Origin of the sequence: Ferruginibacter sp., assembly GCF_031430955.1 — a bacterium.
Taxonomy (GTDB): domain Bacteria; phylum Bacteroidota; class Bacteroidia; order Chitinophagales; family Chitinophagaceae; genus Ferruginibacter.
Window position 1 is genome coordinate 1 of record NZ_JANPCM010000735.1, and the last position, 4,080, is coordinate 4,080.

Below are 4,080 nucleotides of genomic sequence, written 5' to 3' on the forward strand. Positions count from 1 at the left end.
AAAACCTTATTCTTCGGCCCGTCATGAATTTACAGGTAAGGCCTCAGTATTTTTGGATGCAAATGAAAATGCCTACGGCTCACCGGTAGCAGAAAATTATAATCGTTATCCCGATCCTTTGCAATGGCAATTAAAATTTCAGTTGGCAAAAATAAAAGGTGTGCCGGCAGAAAATATTTTTATTGGTAATGGCAGCGATGAAGTAATTGACTTGGCTTATCGTATTTTTTGTGAACCGAAAAAAGATAATGTAATTATTTGTCCGCCTACTTACGGCATGTACCAGGTGAGCGGCAATATTAACGATGTTGAAATTAGAAAAGTAAATCTTACCAATAATTTTGAACTGGATGTGGAAGGTATTTTGAATGCAACAGACAGTAATACCAAATTATTATTTATCTGTTCGCCCAATAATCCTACGGGTAATAATATGAACCGGACTGATGTGGAAATAGTATTGAATAATTTTCCGGGCATCGTAATTATTGACGAAGCTTACATTAATTTCAGCAAACAAAAAACATTTATACAGGAGCTTACAGAATATCCTAACTTAATTGTAATGCAAACTTTGTCGAAAGCATGGGGTTTAGCGGCATTGCGGTTAGGGCTTTGTTTTGCATCAATGGATATCATTGATTTTTTTAACAAAGTAAAACCTCCGTATAATATTAATGAAGCATCACAGCAAATTGCAATGGACGCTTTACAGGAAACTGTAATGGTGAATAAATGGATAAAAGAAGTAGTACATCAAAAGGAAGAATTGGCAGCAGCATTAGTAAGATTACACTTCGTAAAAAAAGTTTATCCTACAGATGCCAATTTTATTTTAGTAAAAGTAGATGATGCTGATGCATTGTATAATTATCTTGCAGCAAACGAAATAGTGGTTCGTAACAGAACTAACGAAGTACTTTGCAATAATTGCTTACGTATCACAATTGGCACACCGCAAGAAAATAAAAATTTAATATCAACTTTAAAAAATTATATAGGGTGAAAAAAATGTTATTTATTGACAGAGACGGCACATTAATAAAAGAAGCGCCGCCAACTTACCAATTGGATTCTTTTAGTAAGCTGGAGTTTTATCCTGACATGTTTTTATACATGAGAAAGATTGCTGCTGAGCTTGATTACGAATTGGTAATGGTTACCAATCAGGATGGCTTGGGTACAACAATTTTTCCGGAAGATACATTTTGGCCCGTGCATAATTTGGTAATGACGAGTTTAGAAAATGAGGCCATTCATTTCACTGAAGTGTTTATAGATAAAACATTTGCAAAAGATAATTCGCCGACAAGGAAACCTGCTACCGGCATGTTAACCAAATATTTGAATAACCCTGCCTTCGATATTGCAAATTCTTTTGTAATTGGCGACAGAATTACTGATATGCAACTTGCAAAAAACTTAGGCTGCAAAGGTTTTTGGTTAAATATTGATTCAAGTCTTGGAGCATCTGAAATAAAAGATACTATCAATGAATTGAAAAAGGAAGTGATTGTTTTGGAAACGCCGCATTGGGCAGACATTTATAATTATCTAAAATTGCCACCACGAAAAATTATTCATCAACGAAATACCAACGAAACAAAAATTAGGGTTGAAGTAAATTTAGATGGTACAGGGCAATCGCAAATTGAAACAGGTATCCCTTTTTTTAACCACATGCTGGAGCAGATTGCAAGGCATGGCAATATTGATTTAACTATTGAATGCAAAGGTGATTTGCATATTGATGAACACCACAGTATTGAAGATACCGGCATTGCATTGGGAGAAGCGATAGCAAAAGCATTGGGAGATAAAAGAGGCATTGAACGGTATGGTTTTTTATTGCCGATGGATGATTGTTTGGCACAAGTAGCCATAGATTTTGGCGGAAGAAACTGGATTGTTTGGGATGCTGAATTTAAAAGAGAAAAAATAGGAGAGATGCCCACAGAAATGTTTTTTCATTTTTTTAAATCTTTCAGCGATGCATCAAAAAGTAATTTGAATATTAAAGCTGAGGGAGAGAATGAGCATCATAAAATAGAATCTATTTTTAAAGCATTTGCAAAAGCAGTAAAGATGGCAGCGAAGAGAGATGTGAATAATAATGCGTTGCCGAGTACAAAGGGGATGTTGTAAAAGCAGAGCCCCTAAATTTCCTAGGGGACTTTGAAGATTTTAAAAATTTGTATATTTTTTATTAACCAATGAGCATAAAAGAAAAATCAGATAACATTGAAAGTAACAATCTTAGTTCTCCGCCAGCTGGCGGAGACAGGAGCATCGCCATCATAAAATACAATGCCGGCAATGTACAAAGTGTGCAATATGCTTTGCAAAGGTTAGGAGTTGAATCTGTAGTAACTGATGATGAAACAATCATTCGAAATGCATCAAAAGTTATTTTTCCAGGTGTGGGGCATGCAAATGCGGCTATGCAATATTTAAAAGAAAGAGGATTGGATAAAGTAATTATTTCTTTGCAACAACCCGTTTTAGGAATTTGTTTGGGACTGCAATTATTATGTAATCATTCCGAAGAAGGCGATACAAAATGTATGGGCATATTTGATACGGAAGTAAAATTATTCGAATCTGTATTTTCTCCTCCCCTTTCGGGGTTCCCTGCTAAGGGAAGGAACGTAGTTCATGGGAGGGGACTTAAAATTCCTCAAATTGGGTGGAATAATATTTACGATTATAAATCTGTTTTGTTTGATGGAATTAAAGAAAATGAATTTGTTTATACAGTACACAGTTATTATGCAGCAATAAATAATGAAACCACTGCAAAAACAGATTATACTTTACCTTACAGTGCCGCATTGCAAAAAAATAATTTTTATGCGGTGCAATTTCATCCTGAAAAATCAGGAAAAGTAGGGGAAATAATTTTACAAAACTTTATACAACTGCCATGATCATTATCCCAGCCATAGACATCATAGAAGGCAAATGTGTACGCCTTACAAAAGGCGATTATGCACAGCAAAAAATTTACAACAAAAATCCTGTTGAGGTAGCAAAGCAATTTGCAGATGCTGGAATTAAAAGATTGCATATTGTAGATTTAGATGGCGCTAAAGCTGGAAAAATTATTAATTTAAAAGTGCTGGAAGATATTGCTGCTGCAACGGATTTAATAATTGATTTTGGCGGAGGAGTAAAAAACATAACTGATGTTGGAAATATTTTTAATGCCGGTGCAGCCATGGTTACCATTGGCAGTCTTGCAGTAAAACATCCTGAAGTGTTGGAAGAATGGTTGATGGAATTTGGCGAGGAGAAATTTTTAATTGGTGCCGATGTGCTGGAAGAGAAAATTAAAATAAGCGGTTGGTTAGAAGATGGCGGCATAAATATTTTTAATTTTATTGGTAAGATGATAGCGCTGGGTGCTAATAATATTTTTTGTACAGATATTTCAAAAGATGGGGTGATGCAAGGCCCTTCGATTGAATTGTATAAAAAAATTATGTTGCAGCATCCTGAAATAAATTTAATTGCAAGTGGCGGTGTAAGTAATATTGAAGATGTAAAACAATTAAAAGCAATTGGATGCAGCGGCGCAATAATTGGTAAAGCCATTTACGAAGGACTGGTGACCCTAAATGAATTATCCCTTATCCATTAATCAATTATCCATTATGCTCACTCGTCGTATCATCCCCTGCCTCGACATAAAAGATGGCAGAACCGTTAAAGGAATAAATTTTGAAAGTATTCGTGATGCAGGCGACCCGGTAGAGCTGGCCATAATTTACAGCGAACAGGGAGCAGATGAATTAGTTTTTTTAGACATTACGGCAACTGTAGAAAAACGCAGAACACTGAGTGAACTGGTTAACAGAATCAGCCACGAAATAAATATTCCTTTTACTGTAGGTGGTGGTATCAGTAGTGTTGAAGATGTTCGGGTTTTATTACAAAATGGTGCAGATAAAATCTCTGTTAATACTGCAGCATTTAAAAGGCCGGCCTTATTACAGGAACTGGAAAAAGACTTTGGCAGCCAGTGTGTTGTGTTGGCTATCGATACCCGGCAGGAAGCAGATGGGGAATGGTATGTTTACC

The 4,080-nt window shown here is 35.8% G+C and carries 5 protein-coding genes; all 5 read left to right on the forward strand.

All coding sequences use genetic code 11. The features are described 5' to 3' along the window. Positions 1-1,006 (forward strand): histidinol-phosphate transaminase (hisC, locus tag ACY65O_RS21075; protein WP_462222831.1); only part of this gene is annotated, 1,006 nt, incomplete at its 5' end. Between the two features lie 5 nt (positions 1,007-1,011). Beyond that, entirely contained in the window at positions 1,012-2,145 is a 1,134-nt protein-coding gene (gene hisB / locus ACY65O_RS21080; protein ID WP_462222835.1) for a bifunctional histidinol-phosphatase/imidazoleglycerol-phosphate dehydratase HisB, read from the forward strand. 68 nt (positions 2,146-2,213) lie between these two features. Further along, the gene (gene hisH / locus ACY65O_RS21085; protein WP_462222832.1) at positions 2,214-2,927 is read left to right on the forward strand and encodes an imidazole glycerol phosphate synthase subunit HisH; all 714 of its coding nucleotides are present in this window, start codon (positions 2,214-2,216) and stop codon (positions 2,925-2,927) included. Further along, the gene (gene hisA, locus ACY65O_RS21090; protein ID WP_462222833.1) at positions 2,924-3,640 is read left to right on the forward strand and encodes a 1-(5-phosphoribosyl)-5-[(5-phosphoribosylamino)methylideneamino]imidazole-4-carboxamide isomerase; all 717 of its coding nucleotides are present in this window, start codon (positions 2,924-2,926) and stop codon (positions 3,638-3,640) included. Before hisH ends, hisA begins: the two co-directional genes overlap by 4 nt. Before the next feature lie 13 nt (positions 3,641-3,653). Then, positions 3,654-4,080, forward strand: a 427-nt coding sequence (hisF, locus tag ACY65O_RS21095; protein WP_462222834.1) for an imidazole glycerol phosphate synthase subunit HisF, incomplete at its 3' end; no start/stop codon positions are given.